Origin of the sequence: Limnospira sp. PMC 289.06 (assembly GCF_032350395.1) — a bacterium.
Lineage (GTDB): Bacteria > Cyanobacteriota > Cyanobacteriia > Cyanobacteriales > Microcoleaceae > Limnospira > Limnospira platensis.
This window is the reverse complement of the sequence record NZ_JARPLC010000080.1, coordinates 1-24,123: the sequence shown is the minus strand read 5'-3', so window position 1 is coordinate 24,123 and position 24,123 is coordinate 1. Positions and strand designations below refer to the sequence as shown.

The following is a 24,123-nucleotide window of genomic DNA, read 5'->3' as shown; positions in this document are numbered from 1 at the left end:
TCTACCGCACCCTACCACCCTACCACCCTACGGGAGGCTACGGGAGGCGATCGCACGATGGTACCGAGATGGGGGTCTCTGGCGAAAATTATTCGGGTGGGATTCATATAGCCGGGGTATGGTAGAATCCGATAATTATCGATATATGGTAGGCCTGACGCACCCTACCTTACCCTAGTTTGAACCCAGAGCGAGTACAACCATTGAATTCTCAACCTGAATCATCACCACTTGAACCTAATTTAACCACAGGCTCTCAGTCCCCGGAAGAGCCTATAGATTACCTCAAGCGTCAGGCTGAAGATTTGAGGCAGGAAATTGTCCAACTTCAGCTCACTAAGGCAAAATTACAGCAGGAACAAACCGCCCTAACTCAATCTATGGGAAACCTGGTTTCTGAAGCCCTCAGCCAGTTGGAGGCGAGGAGACAGACTCTACAAGTGGAAGTCGAAAAACTCGAACGTCGCCGAGAACGCATTGAGCAAGAAATGCGAACTACTTTTGCTGGGGTTTCTCAGGATTTGGCTATCCGAGTTCAAGGCTTTAAAGATTATTTGGTTGGTAGTCTTCAAGACCTGGCGGCTACAGCAGAACAGCTTGAGTTAATCCCAGAAGAACCGATCGCTCCCCCTGCTGCTAATTCCACTCCCAGAAGTCAGTCGGTGGAGTTGGTGGCTGAAACTCAGCCTAATACTCAATTTACTAAGTCGGCTTTTGCTGAACAAACTCAACAAATTCGTCAGATTATTGACCAATACCGCAGTAATCCTGACTATTATGGCCCCCCTTGGCAGTTGCGCCGCACTTTTGAGCCTATCCACGCTAAACAGGTTTCTAATTGGTTCTTTAACCAAGGTGGACGCGGTGCGTTGCGGACTATGGGAAGCCGTCTGCAAAATATTCTGGTGGCTTCGGCGACTGTATCAATTCTCAGAAGTCTCTATGACAGACGTTTGGGGACTTTGGTCTTGGCGAATAGTCCAGAACGCCTGGGAGAGTGGCGGCGGGGACTTCAAGACTGTTTAGGAATTGACCGCCGTGATTTTGGACCTGAGCGCGGGTTGGGATTATTTGAAGACCCGGAATTGTTGGCTCAAAAGGCTGACAGATTGGTTAATGACGGTCGCCTTCCGTTTATTATTATTGATGATACAGAGGAGAAAATTAGCCTCTCGTTGCTCCAGTTTCCTCTCTGGTTGGCTTTTGCTCCTGACCCGCAGGCGGCGGCTCAGTCAACCTTAGATAGGTTTTGAGAGCGGTTGATATAGGTTAGTCGGATTCGGTTGCTAAATTGTCGATGGATGCAGGAAATTTGATTAAGTATGGTTAATTGGTTGATTTTGAATGGGGTGATCTTGGTGGCGGCTTATCTACTGGGGTCAATTCCTACTGGATATGCGATCGCTCTTTGGTTTTATGGTGTTGATATCCGGGAGGTGGGTTCGGGTTCAACTGGGGCAACTAATGTATTAAGAAGCTGTGGTAAACTGCCGGCGGTGATGGTTTTAGCAGTGGATATTTTGAAGGGTGTCGCTGCTATTTCTATGGTTTTCTGGGTGTATTCCCTCACTCAAACCCGCGAAATTGCGACTCTGGCTGGGATTGACTCCCCGGAAGTTTTGGCCTACTCGATCGCCACATTATCTGGCTTAATTGCAGTATTCGGCCATACAATGTCTATATGGATAGGCTTTAAGGGCGGTAAATCTGTGGCTACCAGTTTGGGGATCTTATTTGCTCTCAATTGGCTCCTGGCTTTGGCTACATTAATTGTATTTGGGGTGGTTTTAGCCATTACCCGCATTGTATCTTTAAGTTCTATTGCTGGGGCTATCACGATCGCTGCTTTAATGATTATGACCGGACAACCCCTCCCCTACCAGATTTTTGCGATCGCCGCTGGAACTTATGTGATTTGGCGACATCGTAGCAATATTGACCGGATTTTACAGGGTACAGAACCCCGTATTGGTCAAAAACTCTCAGCAGACCCGACCCCCTAACTCCCTAATTCCCGGGAGCGATCGCCTGCCGCTTTCACCGCTTTAATTAAAGCCGATCGAAAACCCGCCGCCTCTAGTTCGGCAATTCCGGCGATAGTTGTACCGCCTGGACTGGTGACGCGATCCTTTAATTCGGCTGGGTGTAATTGAGATTCCCGCAACAGTTGAGCGGTTCCCCAAACGGTATCCAGAGCCAACTTTGAGGCGATCGCTCTAGGAAGTCCAGCCGCCACTCCTCCATCAGTCAAAGCCTCAATCATAATCGCCACATATCCAGGACCAGAACCCGATAAACCCGTTACCGCATCCATCAAATATTCTGGAACTTGCACCACATCCCCAACTGCTGTTAAAATCTCCGTAGCGCGTTTAATATGTGTAGGTTCCACGGAACTACCAGCAGCCAAAGCGCTAACTCCGGCTCCTACCGTAGCGGGAGTATTTGGCATTACTCTAATTACGGGAGATTCCCGAAAAGCTCTCTCCAACTTAAACAGGGTAACACCTGCCAAAATTGAGATGATTATAGTACCCGGCTTTAGCAGTCCTTTTAAATCGTCAGCCACCCAGTCAAAAATCTGAGGTTTCACAGCCAGCAAAACCACCTCAGTAGCTGCGGCAACTTCCCGATTATCAGATGTTACCCCAACCTCATATTTTTGAGATAAAAACTCACGGCGATCGCCAGAAGGGTCACTAACCATCACCATTTCCGGGGCATAAATCCGCTTCGCCAACAGACCCGACAGCAAAGCCTCCCCCATTACCCCGCCGCCAATCAATCCCAATTTAAACTCACTCATCCGTCCATCCATCGCGCTATTTGGGCTCAGGATGAGGGGAGAAGCATTAACTTGTCAATTGCCAAACATCTCCCCCTGTCCCGTCGTATCTGCATCACTGCCAACTACTGCATCGCCTGAACCTTTTCTGGCTGCCAAGGCGCGGAAGTGCTGGAACTCACGCGGGGGCGCACACCGGGAACCTCATTAGCCACACCACCTTGAGTTCTAACCTGAACACAACTGGGAGTAAACAGAAAAATGCTTTCTCCAATGCGTTCCTGATGACCATCGAGGGCATAGGTGCCACCAGCGACGAAATCTACAGCTCTCTGAGCCTGGTCTGGGTCCATCATAGTCAAATTCAGAACTACAGACTTGCGTTCCTTCAGGGCGCGGATAGCAGCCGGCATTTCTTCAAAAGTGCGAGGTTCCATAACCATCACTTCCGAAATTCCGTTGAGCGCTCCTGGCATTCCAATTACATTATTCATAGCTGGTGAACCCATTGTTACTGATTCAGATGTCATATTACCACCTCCGACCGTCGCCACCGCGCGTTCACGGGGGCGACGAGACCCACGACGTTCTTCCTCTGACATGAGGGGAGCAGCCTGTGGTTGAGGGGCTTGATACATGGTCGTCTGGTATTGCTCCCCTTCCATTTCATCGTATTCGTAATCGTACTCAACGGATTCATTGAGTCCTACGAAATCTCTAAGTTTGCTAAACAGTGTATTCACGGCTTACTGCGCTCCATAAAACTACCACAAAAAGTCACCATTGACATTTTGAGATTTACTACCTGCATTAACCCAGACTGTAACCAGTGCTAGGATACACAGGCTTTGTACCGTAAAGCATAGGGTCAACTAAATTTATGCGATCGCCCTGATTGTTGATCAACTGCTCTAAAGATACCGCTCTAACCTACCCAGTGGGGGCTGATTGTCATAATTTTTTTTAGACATTTCCTCCCCTAACACAAAGGCAGATGATTAAAGTTTAACCCGAAAGTTCCTCATCCCCCCTATTGATAGTGCATCAGGTAGACTCCGACCCGATCGCCTTAGATATTCCTGGGACCGAATATAGTTTGTCCCGGTCTAATCATAGTAGCCCCTGCTTCTACGGCTAGTAAATAGTCCCCTGACATACCCATAGACAACTCTTGCATTTTGATATTAGACCAATTTTGCCCCTCAATTTGAGCGGCTAACTGGCGGGTTTGTTCAAAAACCGATCGCGTTTCGTTTTCGGTCAAGCCTTGGGGGGGAATTGTCATTAGACCCTGAATATTTAGGGACTCACAGACATTAAGCTGGGGTAAATCAGCCAGCAACTCCGGGACAGTCCAACCATATTTGTTGGGGTCTGGGAGGATTTTCACCTGTAGGCAGATCCGAGGACAGCGAGACTGTTCTGTGGCCAGGCGATCGAGTCTTTGGGCTAATTTCAAACTATCAACCGAGTGAATCCAATCAAAATGAGCGATCGCCGTCGCCGCCTTATTGCTTTGTAGATGACCAATCAAGTGCCAGTTAATGTCCGTGAGATCCTGCAATTGAGATTGTTTCGCCTCTGCTTCCTGAACACGATTTTCGCCAAAATCCCTAACTCCGGCTTCATAAGCCAAGCGCATAGCCGACACCGAAACCGTTTTGGTCACAGCCACCAGTCGCACCTCTGGAGGAATAGCAGCCCGAATTTGGGCAATTCTTTCAGCGATCGAATCAGTCATAGTAGGTTAGTCAAGCTATAGAAAGGTCTGCTGATGAATTATTTGCAGTTTTTGATAAGGCTCCATTTGGCCAGTGCGTCGTAACATTCGCAAGCGAATTTCTACTAACATCTTGGCATCCGAGCGGCTTATCGGTTCAAACTTCAAGCCAGCCGGTGATTGAGTCACCAAGAAAAAGAGGCGTTGGGCGTAAAGGGTAGTAAATAATTCCTGATTATCCTCAACTGGGCACACTTTAAAAAGTAAGCCAAAGTTGGGATGGTTCATGTAAGTTTCTGTTGTCATTCCGCCTCACGCATCAGCAAGCACTAACTTATAAAAAAGGCAATTACCTGGTGTTACTCTGCTATTCGGGCCCGCCCATCACAGACATATCCCAGAATCAAATAATCAGCCGATTTATCTTGACACTCTCGGGCGCACTTTTCAAGTCATAGCACCTTGTGCCGGGAAACGGGGAAAAAGCATTGATGTTAAGATTCCCAACCCCAAACCAAACGCATACCCCAAAATATAGTTAAGGCGAATAGGGCGATCCAATCCCACCAATTAATTTTAAGTTGATGCCACTCAACCCGATGTTGGTTAGGACTGGTAAAGCCTCTGACTTTCATGGCATTAGCAATTTGTTCTGCTCTCAATAATAAGTTTTCCAGGAGTCTTTCTGCCACCAATAGCCAAATTTGAGTCGCCCTGCGCCAGCCCAGTTTTTTCCAGTTGATCGCCCTAGTACGCACAGATCTATATAGGTTCTGAATTTCCTCAAGTACCAGGGGAAAGAAACGCAGGGAGAGAGTCAGGGTCAGGGCGATTTCCGTCACCGGAATTTTCAACCTTCGCAATGGTTTCATCACGCTTTCAATCCCCACAGCGATTTCCTCAGAAGCCGTAGTCAGTAGATATAGATTAGTGCTGTACACCAGGGTAAACAGCAAGGTACTAATCCTAACACCCAGATCCAGGGAATAGCGGGTAATAGTTAACGGACCCGCCGACAGCAGAATATAACGATAGGCCGTAGGTTGAGGTAAACCCCCTGTATCAGTCACCGAATCAGCCATAGTTGTGGCATTTTCGAGGTCCTCTCCCACTCTCCCAAGACTTTGCATTTCAAAAGCTATCTCATCTGTAGGGAGACGGGGTTGATGGCTAACACTCAACCCGTCAGGTAGGATAGCACTTACTATCAACAATAAACTACAGAAAGTTAATAGCCAGCCCATTTGTCGCTTCCAAACCCGGAATGGAATTGCTGCCACTAGGGTAATCACCATCAACAGCACCACCAACCCCAACCGCCAAACGGCATTGGAGAGAATCGGCGCAATGAGAAAGCTCATCAACCAGACTAGCTTAATCCGGGAATCAAGGCGATGAAGCCAAGTAATCGGTTGTTCTAAGTATAAACCGATAGGTAGCGATCGCAGTAAGTCCATTTTCTCAACAATTAACGATAGTTGGCGGGATCAATGGCAAATCGGCGCAACTGTTCAGCAGTCAAACCTTAGTCGCGCGGTTAGCGGAACCTCTCTCTACTTCCCGCATAGCTTTACCCCGCCATAATAGTCTAATGGGAGTGCCAGCAAATCCCAACTGTTGACGAAACTGGCTTTCCATATAGCGCCGATAGTTATCCCCAAAACGTTTTGGGTCATTCACAAACAAGACAATAGTTGGCGGACCGGAGGTAACTTGAGTTCCATAGTAGATTTTGCCCTGTCGTCCTTGGCGACTGGTGGGGGGAGAATGCCAACGGACTGCTTCTTCGATGACTTCATTAATTACGGCTGTAGAGACTCGGCGGCGATTTTCTTCGGCGGCTTTGTCCACCAATTTAAAAATTTTCTCGACCCGCTGTCCGGTCATAGCGCTGACAAAAATCATATCTGCCCAATCGAGAAAATACAATCGCGATCGCATGACTTTTTCATACTCTAGGATCGTGTAACTATCCTTTTCCACCGCATCCCATTTATTTACCACAATCACACAGGCGCGCCCGTCATCAGCAATACGACCCGCCAATTTTTGATCTTGGTCTGTGACTCCTTCCACAGCATCAATCACAAACAACACCACATCAGCCCGTCGGATCGCCTTAAAAGCCCGGTTAATCCCAAAAAACTCCGCCCCATACTCAACGTGCTTTTTCCGGCGGATCCCCGCCGTATCTACTAGGCGATAGGTATTGCCATTATGTTCTACGATGGTATCGATCGCATCACGGGTAGTCCCAGAAATTGGACTAACGATCGCCCTTTCCTGACCCAGAAAGGTATTTAATAGGCTAGACTTACCCACATTCGGACGGCCCACAATTGCCACTCGCAATTCTTCGTTGTCGTCATCCTCTGTTGAACTTGGTAAATGTTCAATCAAAGTATCCAGCAGTTCCCCCGTACCGTTACCATGAATGCTAGAAATCGGAAAAGGAGTTCCCAAACCCAATTCCCAAAATTGCGCCGCCTGAGTCAGTCCCTGGGTAGGGGATTCACATTTATTAACTGCTAAGAGGATCGGAACCTTTTGTTGTCGCAGCCAACTAGCGATCGCCTCATCCCCTCCCGTCGGTCCTGTTTGTCCATCCACCACCAAAATAGCTGCTGTCGCTTCCGCCAAAGCCATCAAGGCTTGTTCTCTAATTAGCGGAACAAACTCGGTATCATCATCAAAGACTAACCCTCCCGTATCTACTACGATAAACTCTCGATCCTGCCAATAGGCGGAACGATAGGTGCGATCGCGGGTCATCCCCGGTTGATCATGAACGATCGCATCTTGGGTTTGTGTAAGACGGTTTACCAGTGTAGACTTACCGACATTAGGGCGGCCGATAATGGCAACTATGGGTCGAGACATGGAACTTTCGCCTTATCCAGGCGTTGATAGTGCTAACCCTCTATTGTTACATACTCCTTGACCAACTTGTTATCTGCGATCGCCCAACTCAAGCTCACCCTAACTTAAAAACAGCCAATGGAACGGGCAATTTCCGCCTTGGGACTTGTAGTATTTGTACTGGTCGCCTATTTATTTTCGCGCGATCGTCAGCAGATTCGCTGGCCCACCGTTTTATGGGGCATTGCCCTGCAAATTTTATTTGCCATTGTGATTCTGAAAACCGCCATAGGATTCGCCATTTTCCAAGCCCTAGGCGCTGCTGTAACCCAGTTTCTCAACTTTTCCGATGCGGGAGCCCAATTTGTATTCGGAGACGATTTTGAGCAGCATTTCATCGCCTTTAAGGTCTTGCCGACCATTGTCTTTTTTTCCTCATTCATCACCATTTTATATCACTATGGCATCTTACAGAAAGTAGTCGAATGGGTAGCATGGCTAATGATGAAAACCCTCAAAACTTCCGGTTCAGAAACTCTCTCCTGTTCCGCCAATATTTTCGTCGGACAAACCGAGGCTCCCTTATTAATTAAACCCTATATTGCCACCATGACGCGATCAGAAATCCATGCCATGATGACCGGGGGATTTTCCACCGTCGCCGGGGGAGTATTAGCCGCTTATATTTCCTTTGGTGTTCCCGCAGAACATTTAATTGCCGCTTCCGTAATGTCCGCCCCGGCTAGTTTAGCCATTTCCAAAATATTCTATCCTGAAACCGAGCCTTCCCCCACCGCCGGACAGGTAAAAATCGAAGTAAAACCCACTTCTGCGAATGCCATTGATGCCGCCGCCACCGGAGCCACTGAAGGCATGAAATTAGCCCTAAATGTCGCCGCCATGCTGATTGCTTTTTTAGGATTATTAGCCCTAGTTAATGGCGTGTTAGGATGGTTAGGAGCCGGGATCGGATTACCCCAACTTTCCTTGGAATGGCTATTTTCTTTTATCTTTGCTCCCGTGGCTTGGTTAATGGGTGTACCTTGGTCCGACTGCGCCACCGTCGGCGTGTTACTGGGTAAGAAGATTATTGTTAATGAATTTATTGCTTATTTAGACCTCAAACAATTAATCGAAAATGCTAATGTTGTAGGTACTACTGAACCCACCATTAGTCCCCGGGGGATTTTAATTGCTACATACGCCCTTTGTGGATTTGCTAATATTGGTTCGATCGCCATTCAAATAGGCGGAATTTCAGCGATCGCACCCCAAAGACAAGCCGACCTCGCCCAATTAGGATTCCGAGCCATGATTGCTGGTTCTATCGCTTGTTTTATGACCGCTTGCGTCGCCGGGATGTTACTTTAACGCAATAGCAAAATTACCGTTTGTAGTGAGCCAACTATTACACCCAAAATACCACCTAGATTAACTATTCCCTGTAATTCACTTTTCACAATGCCATTAACTGCTACTTCTAACTGCTGTGGAGAAGTAGCCATTACCCGTTCAATAATCACTCCATCAAGATTCAAAATTGGAATCGCCTTAGCCACCAATTTCTCTAAGTCTTCTTCTAGGTAGCGTTCCAAAACCATCGCCAACTCTTGACTAACTAATCCTAGGGAATTATTAATCACTGGGGAAGTTTGCAGCCGCCTTAAAATTAACGCGGAAACCCTTTCCCAATCAATAGATTTAGTTAACCCTTGAATTAAATCAATACCCTGTTCTTGGACGTATTCTCGCACAGTATCCCGGAGAGTTTTGCGTAATTGTCGCACCGTAGACAGCGGCAAATTTTGCATTGAAAGATTTTGCAACCACTCCTTAAATCGCTCCCTAACTCCCAGAGAAGTTAACAGTTTTTCCAGTCGGCGATTAGTTTCTTCTTTTTCATCCAGACAAAAAGTTCTTAACCGGGTTAAAGTCGTGCGGAGACCGAAAATATTAGCCACTACCCAATAGGTTCCCGTGCTTTGTTCCCGGAAGCCTTCATCAATAATCGAAATATTGCGATCGGTCAGAAAATCAATTAAAGTCAGTCGGATAATTTCTGGGGGAATTACTCGCTCTAATAGCCATTCTGACAGTTGTTGAGCCTGTTGGTCACTTAGTTGGAACTCCAACATTACTTGATCAAAAATCTGGTTTAGCTGCGGCTCTAAAAAATCTTCCCGCCGCGCCATAACCCGCAATATCCTAGGTAAAGATTCTCCCAAAAAGTCCCTCAGAATACCTGCTAAAATTTTCGCCGTTTTCTGTTCAGTATCAGCTTTTACCTGAGCCAGCGCCAGTTGTAATAACCATAAAATCGTCGCTTCAATGCGTTCGGTTTTTAATAGGCGGCGCGCAACTTTCTGGAGTTCCTCCGGTGTCAGCAGGGACTGCATAATAGTATCAGAAACCCTTTGAGCCAGCCTTTCTTGGTTGCGGGGAATTAAACCGGGAGTAAAGGGAAGCTGAAACTTTCCGACCTTTTTGGCTTTATAGGGACGGAATAGCATTTTTATGGCTAGGTCATTGGTAAAGTAGCCGATAATTCCCCCCAAAACTGGGGGAACAATAAAAATCGATGCTTGAGATAAATTGACCATTGTGCCACAACATTTCTGCAAATCCCAGCTAACTAGGACAACTGACGAATTGCCTTTTCTATTCGCCTTTCTGAATTAGGGTGGTTGGTGCGATCGCGATGTTTTAGCTCATCACCCCCCTGATTCAAGAACCAATACTCCCATCATACCCCCTGCGATCGCATAGTGAGTAGCCCGACTAAAATTAGCTTCCTTTGCTAGGGCGACCTGTTCGGGACCTGTGGGGAATTTTTCTAGGCTAGGATTAAGGTAGGCGTACTCAGCCTTTAGTCCGAAAGTATTAGCTACTGGAACAACAACGCGATCGAGATACCATTGTTGAAAGGTTTTAAAGCCATTCTCAGGACGGTGAAAATCTAAAATCGCCGCCGTCCCACCGGGTTTCAGGACGCGATGGAGTTCTTTTAGGCTGCGGGGAATGTCTAGCACATTACGCAAACCATAACCCATGGTAGCACAGTCAAAATGATGATCCCCAAAGGGAAGATCTAGTACATCTGCTTCTACCCAAGTAATGGGAGCCGGGGATAGGGTAAAAGGTGGTTGGCGATCGCCAGCAATGGCCAGCAGTTGCCGGGAAAAATCCACCCCAACCACTTGTCCTGAGCCACCGACCTTGAGAGCCAAAAGTCTAGTTAAGTCACCAGTCCCGCAACATAGATCTAAGCCTATATGACCGGGACGAGCGCCGCTCCAGTTTACCGCCATTTGTTTCCAAATGCGATGACTCCCAAAACTTAGCCAGTCGTTCATCTGGTCATAGACCGGAGCAATACGGTTAAACAGGTTTTGGATATGTTCTTCGGTTCTATCTAGCTTCATATTTTAAGTTGATTGATGTAAGCGAGATAGAACTAGAGCCATTTCCTGAGCCACCAACCTAACCGTATACAGGTCATCTGGGGACAGTTGACAGGGTTTTTGCCATTGGAGGGAAAACACGGCGACCACTTGATTGCGATCGATAATGGGGGTACACAGGTGAGCTTGGATATTGGCGCTTTTATAGCGATCGCTTCCCGCCAGAGCTGAGTTATTGGGAATATTGATTTCACCCTGGGCGACTTTCGTGGCGATCGCTTCACTGACAATCTGATCATCAGCCAGCCAACCCTTCACATCCTCCACGATACCATAGGCTCCGGCCGTGGTAGCCAAACTATCTGAGGAAACCACTTGCAGAATCACCCCATCAGCCTCGATCTGTTCTCCAATAGCCTTAGCGATCGCCCGTAGAGTTTCCTCTATCTCCGTCGCCTTGAGTGCCATGCCTATAATATCACTCAACAGTTGAATCTGGCTGTTGGCTCGGCATAGTTGCTCCGTCCGCAGTTTCAGCAGTTCATAGGTTTCCGCCGCTCGTTGAACCACCGTTTTTAACTCATTCGGGTCCCAAGGCTTAGTAATGTATTTATACACCTGGCCGGAATTAATCGCGTCCACCAAGTCTTCAATATCTGTAAACCCGGTAAGAATAATCCGCACCGTGTTAGGGAACTGAGGTACAGTTTTACTGAGAAATTCAGTCCCCTTCATTTCTGGCATCCGTTGATCAGATATGATCACCGCCACCTCGCCTTCCTGAGAGAGAATTTCTAGGGCGCGGATCCCGCTTTCCGCTTTAAAAACGCTAAAATCTCTCCGAAAAGTACGATATAGCAGATCCAAATTATCTGGTTCATCGTCTACTACCAGCATCTTAGGTTTTTTCGGTCGTCTAATACTCATTAACTGGCGCTTAATGCTTTCTAGGTCTGGAGTTTCCGTTTCCATACTATTGTTACACTACGAGTGATTCCGTGCATTAGGGGATTTAGACCATTGTCGTCTCAACTGTTCGCAAACAGTAAGCTAGTTACTGTCAACCCCAGGAAAATCAGAGCCACCCACAAAAATTGATTATCTTTAGTATTAACCTGAGTTAGGTCAATGTCTGGGTCTGGTGATTGAGAATTGAGTTGATCTGCTTTAGCAGAATTTTCTCGGCTTGATGATGCTACAGGAAACTTATCGGCATTTTCTCCTAAGTTACTCAGATCGGGAATTTCGATTAACCCTTCTGAACCCCTATAGAGTTTCGGTGCTTCCAAAATTTCTAGCAAGCGCCGCGACTGTTTCCTAGTTTCTAGGCTGGGATGAAATTTGAGGGTTTTACAAAGAGCGATCGCCTTTTGTCTTTCCCCTAGGGCTTCATAGGCCGTCACTAGCCAAATCTGGACTTCGCCACCCAACCCAGAGTTAGCCTCCACTGCATCTCTCGCTGTTTCCAAATGTAGCACCGATTGGCGATATCGACCCTGTTCAAAGGCTATTTGTCCAGATCTGTACTCATGCAAAATCCGATCTAATTCTGGTGAACTCACAACAAAAATAAACTTTCATAGTGCAACACATCAGGGGTGGTACTCCCCTAGTAGTCGGATTTTAACCATGTTATCAACCCGACTACCAGATCATACCCCTAGAACTCATCATAATTCTCAGGAACACCAGATGCCTGATTATCCTGACGAGATCCTAGTAGATCAAGTTGATCGACCACAATCACCGGAATCGAGCGTGGTACACCCGTATTGCGGTCAGTCCATGTATCAATCTTTAATGTTCCCTTCACTCCAATCAAACTGCCCTTACGGACATAGTTGGCAGCAATTTCAGCCGTCTTATCCCAAATGTCTAAATTAAACCAGTCTGGTTTATCGCTGTTGCGACTTCTGCGCCTGACAGCTAAAGTCAATCGACATTTTACTGATCCTGACTATTACAGTCGATAAGAAAGTCACCTTTCCTACCTCTGATCCAGAACCGTGCGTGAAAGTTTCCCCTCACACGGCTCCTCAGTTACTCAGTCATTATATAGATACCTCTAGCGTCTCTGATATCATGGCAGTGTCCGTGTAACAGTTCTAAGTTCTCCAGTTTATTCTGGGCTCAATTACCATCAATGTGAGTTATCACTTTTTCTCACATTGTCTACTGTATAAACTTAGATAGCATTAGTGGCATTTTCCCGGATAGTTCCATAGCCGCCCACTCCCATAAACGTAATCTTCATCAAACGGGCTTTTTTCCCCTTTGACTTTAACCTGCCGTTCGAGCATAGTTTGGCTATGTTTTTCCAGACAGTATTTGTGATCTGGTGTGATAAATTTCCATCCGATGCCTTGGTTGACTCCCCAGTAACTCGATATCACATCAGTTTTGTTCTGATTTCGATTCCTTCTAAAGAAAGCCCATCCTCTCAATTTGTGGAACAAAATACTGTCAATTTTACCAAAGATTCCCTTACTACTCACAGTCGAGTAATATGACGACCACCCTCTAATGATTGGGTTTAGTGCATTGATCAGTTGTTCTTGACTTGAGTTTTTGTGGCTTCCGATGATCTCATCTACTTTCTGTAAGTGGCGTTTTATTGCCCCTTGACTGGGTTTGATGATAGTTTGAAAGCCTCTTTTCTGCTCCGTGTTTCCGGTCGCGCGCGATCGCTTTTCCCTTGTGGGATATTGTCGGATATTGTACCCCAGAAAATCCCAGCCTATATTTCCCTCATGTTCTATGAAGGTGTGACTAATGCGGGTGTTACCGTCCTTGAGTTTTAACCCCATTTCCATCAACCACGCTTCTATAGTCTCCTTGGCTGCCAGGATCACCTCAAGTTCCCCGTCCAATACCACCAAATCATCAGCATATCTGACCACTGTCGCTTTCCCATTGCCACAGTTAGCTACTCCACCCTGGAATTTATCCTCTAAGAGACTTTCCAAGCCGTCAAGGGCGATATTTGCCAATAGTGGCATCAATCCCCCTTGGGGTGTATCAGTCTCCGTCGGGAACAATTCCTTTCCGTCCATTACCCCAGATTTCAACCAGGCTTTGATTTCTCGCCTGAGTGTAGGGTAGGTATTTAGTTTGGCTAGTAGCTTCTGATGGTAAATTCCCTCAAAGCATTTCTCAATATGTGCATCTAGGACATATTTATGATCTTCCTTCATGCCATTGAAAATTGCTGCGATCGCATCTTGAGCAGACCGTCGGGGGCGGAACCCGTAGGAATTCCGGTCAAACCTTGCCTCCCATTCCGGTTCAAGTGCCAGCTTCACCAGCCCTTGTTTAGCTTTTTCCATCATCATTAGGATACCAACGGCACGCTTTTCGTCCCTTCCTGGTTCAGGTATCGACACCCGGCGGAGTCCTTGGGTTTTCCTTCCCAGTTTTAAGCAGTTAGCTAAATCTAGCTTCTCCTGATTCCTGAGTCTTTTGACCCCATCAACTCCCGCCGTCTTTTGGCTACCATTTTCCGGGATAACTTCCCGCACCGCCAGGATTTTGGCATCCCTGGAATTAGTCAACAACCTTTGCAACTTACGAACAGCCTTGACATCGCCACGTTTCGAGGCTCGATAGATTCTCTTTTGGAGCTTCAAGACATCCCGCTGAACTTTCGCCCAGTTCATTGTCTCCCATCCATACATCGGTTTTACCGTGTTCATAGCTTATTAACTCTCACTTGATTATCCATCTCCAAGTAACCGTGACTCCGTGGGCTTATCCTCTAGTTTCCTAAAGGCCTTTGCTTCTGAGTCAATCTTTTCCAGCGCCATCATGCAGCTTGACCGCCTACTCGGTTATCGACCTGTCCGAGAGATATACGCCGGATTACCCCGTTCCGAGTGTCTGCTTTACGATGAGGTTAGAGTTCCACTATCCGCCGGGTTTTTTCGGGGATGCTCCGGGTCAAATTTCGAGTTGCCCAGCCCTTATCCTTGCCTTTTGGCCCAGCCCATAACCCATGTAGGCTGTCATCAATAACGACGGTTCAGACGTGGATTCAGTTAACCTTACTCATACTCATCTCAGCTAGAAGGGATTTCGCCATGGGTTGACGATTACCTCCGTTACACCCCGCTTCACCAGATTGATAGTCAGTCTCCCCGGTGGGGGTGTCGCTTCGTCTGCATCACGACGGTAGGAATTGGTGAGACCCTCACCTACCCAGACACCCAGTTATCATAGACCTGTGACCGCATTTGTCTTAGTCTACGCAGATGGCACGCTACCCAACTGGGCAGCTTTTCCATCTAACGGGTCGCACCAAAATATTTGACATCCGGATCAGCTCCGGCTCGTCCCACAAGGGTAACCACATTTAGACTCATTCAATTTCTCCGGTTAGTGATTATAGGCAGAAGCCTGGCTCCCATTCTATCAAACCGTGAACCAGTAGGCAGGGAGCTTTTTATCGGCTGTTGCTGTCGAGGCTTAACGGACAAACTGCGGCATAACTTCGGCGGCAGTGAACAGTCCATAAATGCCCCTTTGGTGCAATTTTACCCCGGCTTTTAAGTAGCCAAAAGCTGGACCGCAGACATTGGCAGCCATGCTAGTTTCATCACCCAGAGTAAAGGTGTGGGTGGAGATTTTCCCCTCGAAGGTGCGACCCGTGACTTGCACATTGGTACTCAGGGGTTTTTTGGGGTTACGGGTATCGACAATTCCGCCAACAGTAACGCGATCGCGAGAACAAATACCCGCCAATTCCAACATAATATCGTCCGCGTGTTCCATGTCCTCCAGTTTCAGTAAACCATTAGTTTTGTCTAATAGGGCTTCTACTTCCGCATCTGTCATCGCCCTAGCTGTTTCTACGTTATAACCAGGAAGGTGGGCAATATCTTCCCTGATAGTAGCTCTGTAGGCTTCCCAGTTAGCTATACCAACCCCAAAGGTGATGTTAACGCTGTGAATTTCTGCATAACTTTGGGCAGCGATCGCCGCCGCCGCCGTCAGTAAACCCGGAGTAGCGCCACAACCTGTCATATAGGTAATGCCAGCCGCTTTTAACTCTTCCTGAAGTTCTAGGAGTTGTTCCACCGCACTGGTACGCTTGAGGGCATCGACTAGAACTCCCTGCCAACCCGAGTTAATAAAGGCTTGGGCTACCGAAGCCATAAACGTATTCGGTAAATTAGGCAGCGCCAAAAAGTAACCTTTGACCAAGGGAGCATGGTTAATTAAGTCGATAATACTCTGGGTGCTGTGGGTTCCGCCTGGTTCTATGTCTGCTACAGAACCGCGATCGCGATATGTCCTGATGCACAGGTCTGGATCTAGTCCTTCCGGCGAATAGATATAGCCCTTTTGATCTGCTGCTGCTACCCAGCGCATTTCTTGTTTAGGGGTTAATACCCTAGCCGCCGCTTGCCCTAAACCACCAAACCCTAGGACTCCTATAGGTATGGGGTTATCCGTTGCATGGGTATTTGGCTGATGATTCGTCATAAAATATGCTGTCAATTCGACAATTTATAATGGTAAAGCCGGAAATGTTGATCTTAATGCTGTTCCGGCAATAATTAATTTTAGGATAATTTCAGTTATAGCGTTTCTCATATCCATAAGGTACGGCCCTCACCCCAAACCCCTCTCCCAAGAGGGGAGAGGGGCTTTGAAAAGTACCTCACTAATCCACCGAACCGCTATAACATACCTTAATCCTTAGCAAGGCGTACTATACCATGCTCCACCTGGTCCTAGCTAGAAGCGCACAATTTCCTAGTCTGCTTGACAACACCGCCCCATCAAACTCTGACCCCTCACAGTGGGAACCCAACCCAATGGACAACAATTAACGTCAGTTATTCGGCGATCGCCCCCAATACTTTAAGACTCCCTTTTTGGGCATCACTCAAACCTTTTACCCCGCAGATATTCGCCCTTTCGTAAAGTCTGGGTACTCTCAAAGTTTTGAGACATTCTCGCCTTGGGACATTCCAAAGTTTAATTGTCTCATCCGCACTGCTACTGGCCAAGGTTTCACCATCGGGGCTAAAAGCTACCGCCAGCACCCAGCTTTGATGTCCGTTAAAAGTAGCATAACATTCATGGGTCCTCACATCCCACAAACGCACCGTATTGTTTTCTCCTCCACTCGCCAATAGTTGACCGTCTGGACTAAATGAAATCAGGTAAGTCCAAACTTGTTGACCTGGAAAAATTGCCAGACATTCTTGAGTTTTAACATCCCATAAACGCACCGTATTATCATTACTACTGCTCGCCAGTAGTTCCCCATTAGGACTAAAATTAACTGAGATTATCTCTCCCTGATGTCCGCGAAATTTTAGGGAAGTTTGCTGAAAATTAATGTCCCAAACTTGGACAATATTATCACTGCCACCCACCGCTATTTTTTGACTATCAGGACTAAAAGCAACTGTAAATATTTTGCAAGGATAATGGTTAATTTCATTGATTAAATTAGGGGTCGGTCTCACATTCCATAACTTAATAGTTCGGTCATCCCCGGCACTGACTAACAATTGATGATCGTAACTAAAAGCAACGGCATATAACTGGTTTGTGTGTGCCCTCAATGTAGTCAAACATTTATGATCATCAACACTCCAACACCTGACGGTAAAATCTCGACTAGCACTAGCGATCGTTTGACCATCTGGACTAAAAGCCACTGATTGTACTCGTTCTTTATGTCCCCGTAAATTGGCTAATATATCACCTGTTTCTATATCCCAAATCCTTATGTAGTAGTCATCGCTACCACTGGCTAAAGTTTTTCCATCTGGACTAAAAACTATTGAACGTATCCAATTACACCAACCTCCTAAAATGCTGTTTAGCTTGATATTATTAATATTTTGAACATTCCACAAACTCACCTTTTTATCAGCCGCACACATAGCTAATATTTTACCATCTGGTGTAAAAACAATTTCGTCTATCCAAGAAGTATGTTCTTGTAAAGTATTGAGGAGTTGGGGATGATGAATATCACTAACGTCCCACAGTTTGGCGGTGAGATCACCACTCCCACTAGCCAGTATTTTGCCATTAGGACTAAAAGCTAATCCTCTTAAATCGCTATCGTGTGCAGAGATACTAGCAGCAACAGAAATGTTATTGATATCTGCAATTTGCCAAAGTTTAATGGTTCCGTCAGCACTGCCACTGGCTAAGATTTGACCATCAGGACTGAAAGCAACACCCCATACTTCTTCTTCATGGTCTTGTAAAGTTTTCAGGCATTTAGCATTAGCCACATCCCAAATTTTGATATTTGTGTCTTTGCTTGTGGTTGCCAAAAATTGACCATCAGGACTGAAAACTATTCGATTAATCCAACTGGTATGTCCAGTGAGAAAAGCCAAACATTTACCATTGTTAATATCCCATAACTGTACTGTACCATCTACACTACCACTCGCCAATATTTTGAGATTAGGACTCAAAAATATTTTCATTTTGGGCATTAAAGGAGCATCACATAAAAAATCAGGCTCTATCAGTACGCTTTTGAAACATTCATGGTTTGCAAGATTCCAAAAATTGACAATTTTATCATAACTAGCACTGACAAGAATTTGCCCATTTTCATTAAATTTTAGGGTTTTTATGCTGAGGCGATGCCCTGTCAATGTGGCAATTTTTGAGCCATCGGCAACTCGCCAAATATGAATTTGACCAGATTCATCACCTGTCGCCAAAACTTTGCCATCAGGAGTAAAAGCTAATGCTCTAACTGTATTCATAGATTCCATAAAAAGACAGTTAGTTAAATTGGCTTTAGTGAAATTAACATCCTGCAAACTAGCACCCCTAAAATCAGCGCCCAAAATCACGGCATGACTGAGATCGCAACCCTCCAAAGCAGCCTTGTCAGTTTTCAAAAGCAGGGTGATTGCATTGCCACCAACATAGCCGACTTTTTCTAGGGTTTTTCGCCGTGTCGCCTTGACTACTTCCCGCAAGCGATCGCAAATATCCTGTAAGTTTTCCTCATCAGTGTTTGTCACGGGACGCAGCATCGGCAATAATAAATCTAGCACTGCTTTGGTGAGAGGCATTTCCCCAAATGTAGTTCGCAAATGTGCCAAAGACTCAGTAGAAAACATATTGAGAGGTGCAATCGAAATCACTTCTCCGTTAACATCAACTTCGCGGCGGAAATAATTAGACCAAGTGTAGTTTTGAGCAGTTTTCTGTGGATTTACATGGGACTGTGACTGTGCCAATTCCACGAAATCGGGAGCCAATATCCCCAATTCAGCAGCAAACTTATAAGCCACAAAAAACTCTAATAACGAACGGTGAGCCGGACTATAATCTCCATCTTCATTACGAATTAACATAGTCTGACCCATCATGTCATAATGCCAGTGATCCAAATCCTTTTGTTGTTGCACTTCCGACTCAAACAAGCGACGAATGCGATCGGGAAACTCTCGATAATTTAAACTCATCCGATTCTTAGATAGCATTTCCCAGGAGAGTTCGCACAGAAAATAAAGTTTATCTGCCAGAGAAGTAAATGTGCGCTTTTTCTGTATATCATGCTGCATTTTGCGGGTAACTGCATATAGATAAATTCTGGCTAAATCGATCGCTTTTCCGGCTTCGATATCCGGCAAGGCTTTCAGTATTAACTGACTCATGACCGGACGGCGTGCTAAATCGACAAGTTGGTGATTATTCATGACTTTTTCCACCGTCGCGGGTGAGGCTTCAAAGGAGAGAGCCTGACGAATTTGCTGGTCACTAAATTTTTTTAATTCCAGAACTTCAAACTGTGGCGGTTCTCCCGTTAATGCTGCGACGGAAGCCTGTAGTTCTGCATTCAGCAAAGCGCGCCCTTCTTTGGCTTCGGGAAAATGCTCAGTGCGACAAGTCAAAATAACTTTAGAACCAGAGACTACAGTTTGAGCCAATTCCCAAAAGTTATTAATCATCCGCTGTCGGTCAATTTTGGCGGCCATCTCGTCAAAGCCATCAAACATGACCAACAATTTGCCCTGGCGGTTCAGCCATTCAAAAGCAGAGTAACCCCCTCGCAAGGGGATTTCATGTTGCCGGAAAAAGAACTCAGAAAACAGCGATTCCATATTAACGGCACTGGCATAATCTCGCAATAAAATAACTATGGGTAATCGCGGCCGTTCAACTCCTTTATGTTTGGCTTTCAAATAACGCTGTAATTGTTTGCCGGCATAATGAAATATAAACCAAGTTTTTCCAGTGCCAAATTCCCCTAAAATTGAGAGATGTTTTTTGGCTGTATCGTCAATCCATTTATTAACATAACCATCAATCCAGCCATCGTCTTCGTCGTAGTGGCTGACTCCTAATTTTTGCTTGGTATGGGGGTCAACTTCCTCTTTTATGCAGGCGAGAGGTACATATTTATGGTGGATACCTCGCCGTTGAATTTCCTGTTCTAGCCATTGACAGTAGCCACTAAAATCTGCTTCTTGGTCGATAAGTTCGTCGAATGTATAGCAAAATAAGTTTTTATTTGGGCTTTTTTGGGCTGCATTTCTGGCGGCTTTACTGACTCGACGGACAGCGACTAACCATCCCTCGTTGGTGCGTTGGTTTTCCACAGACTGACGCAAAGCATTAAAATCGGAAAGTTCTGCTTCCCCTTCTACTCCCCGGACAAGAATGCGATCGTATCCCCGGCGGGCCTTGATTTTGATGATCCACTCAAAAAATCGATTCCCCTCGATTACTTCTTGAATATTGTAGCGCGAATCAAATTCATAATCGAGAATTTCAAACCATTCTCGCATCTGTTGGGGAAAGGCAAATTGGCAGCGATCGCGATCGGCTTTGATGGCCTGTTCCACGACTAACCGAAAATTAGTGCGGGTTACTGGTTTATCAAATAAATCGGTTAGTCTTTTCCATAATTTGGCTGCTTCTTGTCTGATATAAACTTTATTGAAATTAATTAGGGTCTCGATTTCGTCATATTTTTTGCCCTGCCAAGATAAACAAAAAATTTGTTTTTGCAAGTCGCTAATACTTTTGCCTTGGCGATCGCCTAAATATTTCTGATTGACAAACTCAAAAGCCTCTTCTGGAGTCATGGCAAATACTCCCCAACTCTGACATGGTAAAAATGAACTTATTATAGATGGTTTCCTGGCTCGAAAGCCAGAAAATTTCACCAAAATCTCATTTTTTTGCCCATTTATTGAGATTTCCTCTCACAAAGCGGCTAAATCCTATATAACAAAAACTAACTTTTTCCCCGATCATTTTCTAACCCAGAGCCTCAACTGCCACGGCGATAATTAGATTGTCAATGCCATCGGAGGAACTGCTTATGTTTTCTGTTGACACAGATACTACAGAAATCACCGGATTGCTGGGAGTGAATCCCAAGGCGATCGCTCGAAGTGATGGGGATATTTTAGAGTCTTTTGGTGCGAATCAACTGCTCATAGGGGGGGTTGCCGATCCGGTCGTTCTCCCAACCTTGGTATCAGTTGCGGGCGATAATCTTGTTATCCCTCTGGATATGTCCGTTGACCAAGGAAGAACTCCGGCGGAAACGGATTCTCACATCGCCCCGTCGGTAGATTCATTAACGGGAATAGCCTTAGCCAATAGTTACGAACAATTACAGCAATTTGCCAACAGCCCAGAGTTTCTCTCTCAGATGAGCATTGCTTTTGGAGATGATTTTGATGTTGAGGCGGCTCAGGATTTGGCAGATAGCTTGACTAATGGTACTTTCGAGATCCCACCGACTACGGTCGTTTCTGCTGCTGATATCAACGGAGCTAACGGGGCTTTTGCCGCAGAAACTAACAATATTTATCTGTCCAGTGAGTTTGTGGCTGAGAATGCTGATAACCCAGAGGCGATCGTCTCAGTGCTGTTAGAGGAGATAGGACATTATATCGACTCGCAGATTAACATCTCCGATACACCTGGAGATGAGGGTGCGATTTTTTCCGGTGTCGTCCAAGGCAGGGAATTTGATGCAGGGGAACTTGAGGCATTAATGGCAGTAGATGATACCGCCACTGTGATGATCAATGGCGAAGCTACTCTCATAGAGCAGTCATCTTCTCGTACTCCTTTACTGACCCAACAAAATGCAAACTACTTTAGGAATCGTCCTCAGTTCTACACGACTGGTAACATTTTTGCTCAATCGATGTTTGGTTCTAGTCTAGTTGGTGGTCGTGGTCATACAGAAGGCAACTGTACTTGGTATGCACATGGTCGGGTGAAAGAGTTAGGAGGTAATGTTGCAGCTTTAAACTCAATGCGGGGTAATGCTAATCAGTGGCATACACAGCTATCTAATGGCGCACGTATCGTTAGCGACCCGCAACCAGGTGATATTGCTCAGTGGACGAGAAATGGGCAAAATCACGTCGCTGTGGTGGAAAGGGTTTACCAGCAAAATGGTGTAAGGCGGGTAACTCTTTCGGAGTCACACTACAGGAATAATTTTGATGGTGGTGGTGCAGGAACTTTACACCGAATAGTTGACTACACGGCAAATAACCCTGATCGTTATATCCGTGTTCCTGGCGTTTTATCTAGCACTGCACCTACTCAGCCTTCAACGAGTGCCTTCCGAGGTACTGTAGATGGGGCGCTCAATATCCGCAGCGGACCGGGGACTAACAACTCGATAGTTGGCTCTCTGATCCCTGGTCACAGTCGCACTTTTGACGCTGTGGCACGAGGCACAACCCATTGGGACGCTCGCGAACAGCGAAATGATAACCGCTGGTTCCGTATTCAAAACACCAATCAGTGGGTTTCCGCTTCTTTCATCACTGGCAATCCACTCTTCAGTGGCGCGGCAGATACCACTCTCAATATCCGCAGCGGACCAGGGACGAACTTCTCTGTCGTCGGCTCTCTAAGCAGTGGCAGTCGTCGCACTTTTGATGCTACAACTGTAGGCACAACTCATTGGGATACAAGGGAAAGGAAAAACGAGAACCGCTGGTTCCGCCTTCAAAACACCAATCAGTGGGTTTCCGCTGCTAACATCACTGGTGATCCCACTTACTAGAACCGACATCATGCCATAGAGTTATCTACCCTGGCTAGGGACTCGATTCTGATTTTTGAGTAATCAGGTAGGATGCCTGGCTAAGGTAGTTAACGCCGATCGCATTTATATCAATCTTTCCAGAAAAAAGGCGGCACCCGGATTTGAACCGGGGATGGAGATTTTGCAGACCTCTGCCTTACCACTTGGCTATGCCGCCACCACTGCGATTTACTAATATATCACAACCCCTGGGAAAACTGCAACTTTTTTCGCCAAGAATTGACACTCTTCTGTAATCGAGGGGATAACCAGCTATCGTATTGGGGATATATCGGTAGTCGTGGCCGTAATTGCCAACCTTTCCGGTTGATAATTTGGCTGAGGGTTTCCGGGTTAATGTGGGGATAGTCCGGGTTGACTACATCTTGGGGACCGATTCCCCCTAGGTCTCTGGCTCCCGCTTCCAGACATTTTAATAATATCTCTGGCTGTATAACTAGGTTGGGGGGAATTTGCACCGTGACTTCTTCTGGGAGAATACTGCGGGCGATCGCCACTACTTCCGGTAATTGGCTAAGATTAAATCCGTACCCTGGCTCCCCTTGTCGGCTTCCTTCGCTGTAGGGTTGCACAATTACCTCTTGAATGTGACCAGAGCGATCGTGAATTTTGGCGATCGCTTCTAATGTCCATCCCCAGTCTGACGGACTTTCCCCAATTCCCAAAAGTAACCCAGTCGTAAACGGAATTTTGAGTTCCCCAGCCCAATCAAGCTGCTGTAACCTAATACTAGGAACCTTGCTAGGCGCGTGGCGGTGAACCGTTTGTAAAAGATCCCGAGTCATTTGTTCGAGCATTAACCCCATCGACACATTAACCTGTTTTAATCTAGCCATTTCCTCAAATTTCAGAGGACCAGCATTAGTGTGGGGCAGAAATCCGCAACTTAGCGCTTCATCGCACAATTCATAAATGCGATCGCACCAAGCCTCTCGCCGGGGACTGTTGGGGTGTACTTCCCCACTCAGAATCAAAATCTCCACTACTCCCTGTTCACATAGTCCCGCCAGTTGCTGTTTCATCTCGCCGACAGTTAACCAAGGGCTATCTCCCGGTTCCCTGCGGAAATTGCAGTAACTACAGCGGTTAAAACACTCATAGGTCGGAACTATCGTATACGCCGGAGAATAGGAAACCAAAGCAGACATCTGACTAAACATTAGTTTTGCTTATCTCAAATATAACTAAATACTTTATTAAACCCCTTTACAAACCTTAACCGAGTGTGTCATATTATAGACACGGTAGAAAAACAACTGCCGGATAAGTACCTCGA

At 46.2% G+C, this 24,123-nt stretch carries 18 protein-coding genes, 1 tRNA gene and 1 pseudogene; 4 read left to right on the top strand and 16 right to left on the bottom strand.

Translation table 11 applies throughout. The annotated features are described in order from the left end of the window. Positions 1-203 precede the first annotated feature (203 nt). Together P5674_RS16010 and plsY are read left to right on the top strand one after the other, a co-directional pair. Positions 204-1,253 (top strand): DUF3086 domain-containing protein, encoded by a 1,050-nt coding sequence (locus tag P5674_RS16010; RefSeq protein ID WP_014276258.1) that lies wholly within the window; start codon positions 204-206, stop codon positions 1,251-1,253. A 69-nt stretch (positions 1,254-1,322) separates the two neighbouring features. Then, positions 1,323-2,003: a glycerol-3-phosphate 1-O-acyltransferase PlsY gene (gene plsY / locus P5674_RS16005; RefSeq protein WP_014276257.1), complete on the top strand. Its 681-nt coding sequence runs from the start codon at positions 1,323-1,325 to the stop codon at positions 2,001-2,003. Here the strand turns inward: plsY and proC are convergent. The 6 genes from proC to der all read right to left on the bottom strand — a co-directional run bounded on the left by proC (position 2,000) and on the right by der (position 7,385). Further along, positions 2,000-2,806, bottom strand: coding sequence for a pyrroline-5-carboxylate reductase (proC, locus tag P5674_RS16000; RefSeq protein ID WP_152088624.1), 807 nt, complete (start codon positions 2,804-2,806; stop codon positions 2,000-2,002). The two genes, plsY and proC, sit on opposite strands and share 4 nt — an antisense overlap. A gap of 104 nt (positions 2,807-2,910) precedes the next feature. Next, on the bottom strand, positions 2,911-3,528 hold the full coding sequence (locus tag P5674_RS15995) for a cell division protein SepF (protein ID WP_014276255.1): 618 nt from the start codon (positions 3,526-3,528) through the stop codon (positions 2,911-2,913). A gap of 326 nt (positions 3,529-3,854) precedes the next feature. Further along, entirely contained in the window at positions 3,855-4,526 is a 672-nt protein-coding gene (locus tag P5674_RS15990; protein WP_006618974.1) for a YggS family pyridoxal phosphate-dependent enzyme, read from the bottom strand. A 15-nt stretch (positions 4,527-4,541) separates the two neighbouring features. Continuing rightward, positions 4,542-4,811, bottom strand: a complete 270-nt coding sequence (gene pipX / locus P5674_RS15985; RefSeq protein ID WP_035735557.1) for a transcriptional coactivator PipX — start codon at positions 4,809-4,811, stop codon at positions 4,542-4,544. 188 nt (positions 4,812-4,999) lie between these two features. Further along, positions 5,000-5,962 (bottom strand): energy-coupling factor transporter transmembrane component T family protein, encoded by a 963-nt coding sequence (locus tag P5674_RS15980; protein ID WP_006618976.1) that lies wholly within the window; start codon positions 5,960-5,962, stop codon positions 5,000-5,002. A 61-nt stretch (positions 5,963-6,023) separates the two neighbouring features. Continuing rightward, the gene (gene der, locus P5674_RS15975; RefSeq protein WP_006618977.1) at positions 6,024-7,385 is read right to left on the bottom strand and encodes a ribosome biogenesis GTPase Der; all 1,362 of its coding nucleotides are present in this window, start codon (positions 7,383-7,385) and stop codon (positions 6,024-6,026) included. Between the two features lie 117 nt (positions 7,386-7,502). Between der and P5674_RS15970 the strand changes: the two genes are divergently transcribed. After that, positions 7,503-8,735 (top strand): NupC/NupG family nucleoside CNT transporter, encoded by a 1,233-nt coding sequence (locus tag P5674_RS15970; RefSeq protein ID WP_014276254.1) that lies wholly within the window; start codon positions 7,503-7,505, stop codon positions 8,733-8,735. Here P5674_RS15970 and P5674_RS15965 read toward each other — a convergent pair. From P5674_RS15965 to P5674_RS15930, 8 genes and pseudogenes are all read right to left on the bottom strand, one after another. Next, positions 8,732-9,964, bottom strand: coding sequence for a DUF445 domain-containing protein (locus tag P5674_RS15965; protein WP_006618979.1), 1,233 nt, complete (start codon positions 9,962-9,964; stop codon positions 8,732-8,734). The genes P5674_RS15970 and P5674_RS15965 overlap by 4 nt on opposite strands. Before the next feature lie 111 nt (positions 9,965-10,075). Continuing rightward, positions 10,076-10,786, bottom strand: a complete 711-nt coding sequence (gene ubiE, locus P5674_RS15960; protein WP_006618980.1) for a bifunctional demethylmenaquinone methyltransferase/2-methoxy-6-polyprenyl-1,4-benzoquinol methylase UbiE — start codon at positions 10,784-10,786, stop codon at positions 10,076-10,078. Between the two features lie 3 nt (positions 10,787-10,789). Then, positions 10,790-11,737, bottom strand: coding sequence for a response regulator (locus P5674_RS15955; protein ID WP_014276253.1), 948 nt, complete (start codon positions 11,735-11,737; stop codon positions 10,790-10,792). Between the two features lie 56 nt (positions 11,738-11,793). Continuing rightward, the gene (locus P5674_RS15950; protein WP_006618982.1) at positions 11,794-12,327 is read right to left on the bottom strand and encodes a hypothetical protein; all 534 of its coding nucleotides are present in this window, start codon (positions 12,325-12,327) and stop codon (positions 11,794-11,796) included. 98 nt (positions 12,328-12,425) lie between these two features. Further along, a pseudogene (ssb, locus tag P5674_RS15945) lies at positions 12,426-12,710 on the bottom strand (single-stranded DNA-binding protein); the annotation flags it as partial. Between the two features lie 250 nt (positions 12,711-12,960). After that, entirely contained in the window at positions 12,961-14,457 is a 1,497-nt protein-coding gene (locus tag P5674_RS15940) for a reverse transcriptase N-terminal domain-containing protein (RefSeq protein WP_014276252.1), read from the bottom strand. Positions 14,458-15,226: 769 nt separating this feature from the next. Beyond that, complete coding sequence (gene bioU, locus P5674_RS15935) at positions 15,227-16,246, bottom strand: (S)-8-amino-7-oxononanoate synthase BioU (protein WP_006618986.1); 1,020 nt, start codon at positions 16,244-16,246, stop codon at positions 15,227-15,229. Positions 16,247-16,602: 356 nt separating this feature from the next. Further along, positions 16,603-20,850: a pentapeptide repeat-containing protein gene (locus P5674_RS15930; protein WP_006618987.1), complete on the bottom strand. Its 4,248-nt coding sequence runs from the start codon at positions 20,848-20,850 to the stop codon at positions 16,603-16,605. 239 nt (positions 20,851-21,089) lie between these two features. Here P5674_RS15930 and P5674_RS15925 point away from each other — a divergent pair, with 239 nt between their 5' ends. Then, positions 21,090-22,805 carry a CHAP domain-containing protein gene (locus tag P5674_RS15925; protein ID WP_006618988.1) on the top strand — a complete coding sequence of 572 codons (1,716 nt, stop codon included), beginning with the start codon at positions 21,090-21,092 and terminating at the stop codon, positions 22,803-22,805. 128 nt (positions 22,806-22,933) lie between these two features. Here P5674_RS15925 and P5674_RS15920 read toward each other — a convergent pair. Next, positions 22,934-23,004: transfer RNA gene (locus P5674_RS15920), tRNA-Cys, on the bottom strand. Between the two features lie 22 nt (positions 23,005-23,026). Continuing rightward, positions 23,027-24,007 carry a 7,8-didemethyl-8-hydroxy-5-deazariboflavin synthase subunit CofG gene (cofG, locus tag P5674_RS15915; RefSeq protein ID WP_082824579.1) on the bottom strand — a complete coding sequence of 327 codons (981 nt, stop codon included), beginning with the start codon at positions 24,005-24,007 and terminating at the stop codon, positions 23,027-23,029. Positions 24,008-24,123: the final 116 nt, after the last annotated feature.